The following is a 6220-nucleotide window of genomic DNA, read 5'->3' on the forward strand; positions in this document are numbered from 1 at the left end:
GCCATCCCGATGGGCCGGGAAGGCGGGCCGTCTGCCACAAGGCATGCGGTCCTTCGTCTTTGAAGGCCCATCAACCGAATTCCAGAGAAGCAGGACCAAACCTCATGGCCAATACCAAATCGGCGAAAAAGGCCACCCGCGCCGCCGCCCGCCGTACCGCAGTGAACAAGAACCGCACCAGCCGCATCCGCACTCATGTGCGCAAGGTTGAGGAGGCGATTGCCTCCGGCAACCAGGCGGAAGCCCAGGCAGCTCTCCAGGCTGCCCAGCCGGAGCTGATGCGGGGCGCCCAGAAGGGCGTACTCCACAAGAATACGGCCTCCCGCAAGGTCTCGCGGCTTGCCGCGCGTGTGAAGGCCCTGAAAGGCTGAGATAATCGCCCTGCAGTTGCAGTACGGTTGCGTCAATTTTGGTGAGCCGGGCAGCTTTTGCCCGGCTTTTTTTGTTTTCCACAGTTTCCACATTTGTCAGCGAACGGATTGTCTCGCGCAGAATTCGTCTATGTTTGCCAATAGCTTACAGGCCGAGTGCGAAAGTGGGCGGCGCCTGGCATGGAGGCGCGCGGCAGGTAGCCAGCGGGTTGTGTTGCGTTGCAGCCACTCCAGTACCTATGTCCGTCTTGGTGCCAGTTCCGAAAACCGGAACTTTCTCAGCACCTTAGGTTTATCCGCCGGAAGGCCGGGCGGGGTCCTCAGGCGCCGCGCCCCCTCCGTGTACGGAGCGTTTCCGGAATCAGGTTGCTTGGGCTGTTGGCGCTTTTGTAAGTTCTTTCTGCAGACGGGCCAGATGGCCAGTCGTCTGCGGCAAAAATCGGACCCCGGGTCAGGCTTGGCCTAGCGGTTCTGGCTAGCGGTCAGTGGTGGCGTTTGCTGGGCGGTCTCCGCCCAAGCGACACTCTTGTGTTTGTATGTAGGGTAGATACGCGTAACGAACCCGAGAAGAACCAGGACCGGCAAGGCAACGATGCTACGGCAGGAGCATGTGGTGATCAGACCAATCACACATTCATTCAGCCCGGTGCCCGGCGGCCCCTAGAGGTCACCAGGCTCGGAAACATGAGACGGTTGAACCACCGGTTCAGCCGCACTGATAATGCGCGCCGCAGAATGCGCGCGAAGGGATGCGGTAGATGACGTCAGTGACGGATGTGAAGGCGAGGTGGGATCGTGTTGCGCAGCGGCTCAGGGCTGAACTTGGTGAAGATCTCTACACATCGTGGTTCGCCCGCATGGAAGCAGAGGACCTCGACGCCGGCCGCCTGACCGTCTCCGTTCCGACCCGCTTCCTGAAGTCCTGGATCGAGTCGCATTACCTGTCCAAGCTGCACAAGATCAGCGAGGCGGAGCTGGGCCCGCTCGACTCCATGCATGTGCGCGTGCGCATGCGCGGCGGCATTGCGCCCAGGCCGCAAGCCGAGAACGCCACCGATGCATCGGAGCCGCCTGCCACGGCAGCGCCACAGCCAAGCGTGATCGCCGCGGCACAGGCCGCAGCGGCTGACAGGACCCCGCAGCTGGACCCCGGGCAGACCTTTGACACCTTCGTGGTCGGCTCTTCCAACCAGCTGGCGCATGCCGCCATGTGCCGCGTGGCAGATGCGGCACCGGGCGCTGCCATCAGCTTCAACCCGCTGTTCATTCACGCAGGCTCGGGGTTGGGCAAGACGCATCTTCTCTCCGCCGTCGCCCAACGCATTCGCGACAAGCGGCCCGACCGGCGGGTGATGCTGCTCACCGCCGAGCGCTTCATGATCAATTTCGTGATGGCGCTCCGCCAGCGCGACACGCTGGCCTTCAAGGACCAGTTCCAGGCCATTGATGTGCTGCTGATCGACGACTTTCAGTTCCTGCAGGGCAAGACAATGCAGCAGGAATTCTGCAACGCCTTCAACTCCCTCGTCGACTCCCGCCGCCAGGTGATCGTGGCGGCCGATGTTCCGCCCGCACAGCTGGATTCGATCGATCTGCGCATGCGCTCGCGCCTGATGGGAGGCCTTGTCGTCGACATCGAACTTCCCGATCTCGATACCAGGCGGCGCATCCTCAGGAGCCGCTACGAGACGATGCTGAAGCGCGATGCTTCCGTCGTGATCCCTGACGAGGTGCTCGAATTTGTCGCGAGCCGCATTACCGGATCGGGGCGCGAGCTTGAAGGGGCGCTCAACCGCATTGCTGCCTACCAGCAGTTCAACCAGGCCACGGTTACGCTTGATCTTGCCTCCCTCGTGCTGCGCGACATGCAGGCCAACCCCGATGGCTCGCGCGTCAAGATCGACGACATCCTGAAGGTGGTGGGCCGTCACTTCAATGTCGGGCGCACCGATCTTCTCTCGCCCCGCCGCGCGCGCAGCGTGGTGGTGCCGCGCCAGATCGGCATGTATCTGGCGAAGAAGATGACGGCGCGCTCCCTGCCGGAGATCGGCCGGCGCTTCGGTGGCCGCGACCATTCGACGGTGCTCCACGCGGTGCGCAAGATCGAGGACCAGATCAAGACAGACGACAGGCTGGCCCGAGAGGTGGCGTTGCTGATCAGGCTCGTCGAACAGGGCTGAAAAGCCCTGCTTGGCCCTTGAACTCCGTCTGCAACCGCGTAAAAGTTCTTGCCCCGGCAAGGGCCGGACGTGAAAAGCAAGGGGTTCTCCGGTAATGCGCGTCACGATCGAAAGGTCAGCCTTCCTGAAGGCGCTCACCCATGTGCAGAGCGTCGTGGAGCGCCGGAACACCATTCCCATCCTCTCCAACGTGCTGCTGCAGGCGGGCGACGGGCGGCTGAAACTCACCGCCACCGACCTCGATCTCGAGATCGTCGAGAGCGTGCCGGCGGAGATCGCCAAGTCAGGCGCCACGACCGTTCCCGCCCATATGCTCTACGACATTGTCCGCAAGCTGCCGGATGGCGCCCAGCTTGAACTCGAACAGGCCGGTGACAGCCAGCGCGTGTCGATCTTCGCGGGCCGCTCGCGCTTCTCGCTGCAGGCCCTTCCGCATGAGGATTTCCCTGATCTTGCTGCAGGCGACTTCCCCAACAGCTTCACCCTGACCGCGGGCGATCTCAAGGGCCTGATCGAGAAGACGCGTTTTGCGATCTCGACGGAGGAGACCCGCTATTACCTCAACGGTATCTATTTCCATGAAGTGGCCAATGGCAGCCTGTTGCGGGCGGTGGCCACGGATGGCCACCGGCTCGCCCAGGCGCAGATCCCCCGGCCCGACGGCGCCAAGGGCATGCCCGGCGTGATCGTGCCACGCAAGACGGTGCTCGAGGTCGTGAAGCTGTTCGAAGGCATGGACGGCGCGGTGGAGGTGTCGCTGTCCGCCTCCAAGATCCGCTTCGCTGCTGGCGATCTGGTGCTGACCTCCAAGCTGATCGACGGCACCTTTCCCGATTATGAGCGCGTCATCCCGCGCAACAATGACAAGAAGCTGGAACTTGACGCCAAGAGCTTCTCCGCTGCTGTTGACCGAGTCTCGACCATTTCCATGGAGAAGGGCCGTGCGGTGAAGCTGCAGATCGGCGGCAACAAGGTGGTGTTGACCGTGAACAATCCCGACTCCGGCTCGGCCGAGGAGGAGGTCGCCTGTTCCTATGGCGCTGACCCGCTCGATATCGGCTTCAACGCACGCTACCTGATGGACGTCGCATCCCAGATCAAGTCCGATGGCATGGAGTTCCAGCTCGCGGACGCGGGCTCGCCCACCATTATCCGCGACCCGTCTGACGAGCAGGCTCTCTATGTGCTCATGCCCATGCGGGTGTAAGCCTCGTTTGTGACCGCATCCCCGACCCTTGCCATCGCCAGGCTGACGCTCACCGAGTTCCGCAATTACCGGGAACTGCGGGTCAACACAGCTGCGCGCCTCATTGCGCTGACGGGTGCGAATGGCGCGGGCAAGACCAATGTGCTCGAAGCCATTTCGCTGCTGGCGCCTGGCCGCGGCCTGCGCGGCGCCCCCTTCGAGGAATTGGCCCGTCAGGGTGGCTCAGGGGGCTGGGCCATCGCCGCCGGGATCGAGGCCCCGCACGGCCTCGTGTCGGCCGGAACCGCCTGGGGCGGCCAGCCGGAGGCGGGCGACGGCGGCGGGCGGAGCGTGATGATCGACGGAGAGCTGCAGAAGGGTTCCGGCGCGCTGGGTGAGCACATGCGCCTGCTCTGGCTCACGCCAGCCCAGGACCGGCTTTTCGCCGGGCCCGCCTCGGACCGCCGCCGCTTCCTCGACCGGCTGGTGGCGGCCTCGGACCCGGAGCACGGTTCGCGCATTCTGGTGTTCGAGAAGGTCATGCGCGAGCGCAATCTGCTGCTTGCAGGCACCCGCCCGGACGCCACCTGGCTCTCTGGGCTCGAGGCCCAGATGGCGGAGGCGGCGGTGGCGATTTCAGCTGCACGGCTGGTTGGATTGGAGGCGCTGCAGACCCATATAAGGGAGGGCCGCGCGGCCAGTTCCTTTCCGTGGGCGGAGGTTGCCGTGGAGGGCGAGATCGAAGCCCTGATCGCTGAAAAGCCGGCGGTGCAAGTCGAGGATGAATATCGTAGAATTCTAACCGATTCGCGCGGTCTCGACCGGGCGGCGGGCCGCACTCTCAGGGGGCCACACCGGAGCGATCTCGCTGTCGTCCACGGCCCCAAGGCAATGCCCGCCGGGCATTGTTCGACGGGTGAACAGAAGGCGCTGCTGATCGGCCTTGTCCTGGCGCAGGCGAGGGCAGTCAGGGCCGGTGCGGGGGTTGCCCCGATCCTGCTCCTCGACGAGGTGGCAGCTCATCTCGACAGGGCGCGCCGGAAAGATTTGCTGGAGGCTTTGGCGGCGCTTGGGTCGCAGAGCTGGATGACGGGAACAGATGCCCAGCTGTTCGAAGCAATTGGTGATGCGGGCGCCGTCTTCCATGTGGATGACGGGCTGGTCAGGGAAGTGATGGAACGCTGATGTCAGATACGGATAGCACCGGCAACGGAAACGGAACCTACGGCGCCGATTCGATCAAGGTGCTCAAGGGCCTCGATGCGGTGAGAAAGCGCCCTGGCATGTATATCGGCGACACCGATGACGGCTCGGGCCTTCACCACATGGTCTATGAGGTCGTCGACAATGCGATCGATGAAGCGCTCGCAGGCCACGCCACGCGCGTGACGGTGACGCTCAATGCCGATGGCTCCTGCGCCGTCACCGACAATGGCCGCGGCATTCCCACCGATATTCACAGCGAAGGCGTCTCCGCGGCGGAAGTCATCATGACCCAGCTGCATGCGGGCGGTAAGTTCGACCAGAATTCTTACAAAGTGTCAGGCGGGCTCCATGGCGTCGGCGTGTCCGTCGTCAATGCGCTGTCGGTCAAGCTCAAGCTCACCATCTTCCGCGATGGCAAGGAGCATTTCATGAGCTTCACTCATGGCGAGCCCGATGCGCCGCTGAAAGTGGTGGGCGAAGCGCCGGGAAAACGCGGTACGGAGGTCACCTTCCTCCCCTCCACCGAAACCTTCACCAAGACCGAGTTCGACTTCGCGACGCTGGAGCACCGGCTGCGCGAGCTGGCCTTCCTCAATTCCGGCGTACGCATCCTGCTGGCCGATCATCGCGGCGTCGAAGAAAAGAATGTCGAACTGTTCTACGAGGGCGGCATCGCGGCCTTCGTGCGTTATCTTGATCGCACCAAGCAGGCGGTGCTTTCCGAGCCGATCATGATCCACGGCGAGAAGGACGGCATCACGGTGGACTGCGCCCTGTGGTGGAACGACAGCTATCATGAGAATGTGCTGTGCTTCACCAACAACATCCCGCAGCGCGACGGAGGCACGCATCTCGCCGGCTTCCGGGGTGCTCTCACCCGTGTGGTCAACAACTACGCCAACGACAGCGGCATCGCCAAGAAGGAAAAGGTCCAGCTGACGGGTGATGACGCGCGCGAGGCCTTGACCTGCGTGCTCTCCGTTAAGGTGCCCGACCCTAAGTTTTCGTCGCAGACCAAGGATAAGCTCGTCTCCTCCGAAGTGCGACCCGTGGTTGAGAACCTCGTCAATGAGCAGCTGGGCGCCTGGTTCGAGGAACATCCCTCGGACGCCCGCTTGATCGTCTCGAAGGTTGTTGAGGCCGCCGCCGCGCGCGAGGCCGCCCGCAAGGCGCGCGAGCTGACACGGCGCAAGGGTGCGCTCGACATTTCGTCCCTTCCCGGCAAGCTTGCGGACTGCCAGGAGCGCGATCCGGCGAAATCCGAACTCTTCATCGTC

The 6220-nt window shown here is 63.5% G+C and carries 5 protein-coding genes; all 5 read left to right on the top strand.

The window, feature by feature from the left end; genetic code table 11:
- Nucleotides 1–104 precede the first annotated feature (104 nt).
- Nucleotides 105–371: a 30S ribosomal protein S20 gene (rpsT, locus tag ACILRA_RS18470; protein ID WP_395663532.1), complete on the top strand. Its 267-nt coding sequence runs from the start codon at nucleotides 105–107 to the stop codon at nucleotides 369–371.
- 758 nt (nucleotides 372–1129) lie between these two features.
- Nucleotides 1130–2551: a chromosomal replication initiator protein DnaA gene (dnaA, locus tag ACILRA_RS18475; RefSeq protein ID WP_395663533.1), complete on the top strand. Its 1422-nt coding sequence runs from the start codon at nucleotides 1130–1132 to the stop codon at nucleotides 2549–2551.
- Nucleotides 2552–2645: 94 nt separating this feature from the next.
- Entirely contained in the window at nucleotides 2646–3758 is a 1113-nt protein-coding gene (gene dnaN, locus ACILRA_RS18480; RefSeq protein ID WP_395663534.1) for a DNA polymerase III subunit beta, read from the top strand.
- Nucleotides 3759–3767: 9 nt separating this feature from the next.
- Entirely contained in the window at nucleotides 3768–4922 is a 1155-nt protein-coding gene (gene recF, locus ACILRA_RS18485; protein WP_395663535.1) for a DNA replication/repair protein RecF, read from the top strand.
- Nucleotides 4922–6220: ATP-binding protein (locus ACILRA_RS18490; RefSeq protein ID WP_395663536.1), on the top strand; the 1299-nt coding region annotated here is incomplete at its 3' end. The genes recF and ACILRA_RS18490, both read left to right, overlap by 1 nt.

Source organism: Aestuariivirga sp. (genome assembly GCF_044239095.1).
Taxonomy (GTDB): Bacteria; Pseudomonadota; Alphaproteobacteria; order Rhizobiales; family Aestuariivirgaceae; genus Aestuariivirga.

Coding starts and splice junctions, on each gene's coding strand:
- rpsT (WP_395663532.1), top strand. CDS start 105: ATGGCCAATACCAAATCGGCGAAAAAGGCCACCCGCGCCGCCGCCCGC.
- dnaA (WP_395663533.1), top strand. CDS start 1,130: ATGACGTCAGTGACGGATGTGAAGGCGAGGTGGGATCGTGTTGCGCAG.
- dnaN (WP_395663534.1), top strand. CDS start 2,646: ATGCGCGTCACGATCGAAAGGTCAGCCTTCCTGAAGGCGCTCACCCAT.